Origin of the sequence: Clostridium lacusfryxellense, from assembly GCF_018861735.1 — a bacterium.
Lineage (GTDB): Bacteria > Bacillota > Clostridia > Clostridiales > Clostridiaceae > Clostridium_AD > Clostridium_AD lacusfryxellense.
Genome location: NZ_JAHLEB010000162.1, coordinates 1 through 621 on the forward strand (window position 1 = coordinate 1; position 621 = coordinate 621).

Consider the following 621-nt stretch of genomic DNA (forward strand, 5'->3'; position numbering starts at 1 on the left):
TACAAAAAATATATATATGAGGAGAATGATTTTAATGGGATTAATGACTGGAGACCAATATGTAGAAAGTCTTAGAAAATTAGATTTAAAAGTTTATATGTTTGGAGAAAAAGTAGAAAATGTGGTGGACAACCCTATAATACGTCCTTCAATGAACTCAGTTAAAATGACTTATGATTTAGCTCAAAAACCTGAATATGAAGATTTGCTTCTATCTACTTCAATAATAACAGGTAAAGTAATTAATAGATTTGCCAATATACATCAAAGTGCTGGAGATCTGGTTAAAAAAGTTAAAATGCAAAGATTATTAGGTCAAAAAACTGCTTCTTGTTTTCAAAGATGTGTAGGAATGGACGCATTTAATTCTGAATATAGTACAACTTTTGAAATTGATAAAGAGTATGGAACTAAATACCATGAAAATTTCATTAAATTTTTAACATATATCCATGAAAATGATTTAATTGTAGATGGAGCAATGACAGATCCAAAAGGAGATAGAGGTCTTGCAATATCAAAACAAGAAGATCCAGATATGTATCTTCGCGTTGTAGAAAGAAGACCTGATGGTATCGTAGTTCGTGGAGCTAAAGCTCACCAAACTGGTATATGTAATTC

General features: G+C 30.3%; 1 protein-coding gene. It reads left to right on the plus strand.

Annotated features, from left to right (window positions below; all coding sequences use genetic code 11):
* Positions 1-34 precede the first annotated feature (34 nt).
* Positions 35-621 (plus strand): 4-hydroxyphenylacetate 3-hydroxylase N-terminal domain-containing protein (locus KPL55_RS25790; RefSeq protein ID WP_281418919.1); only part of this gene is annotated, 587 nt, incomplete at its 3' end.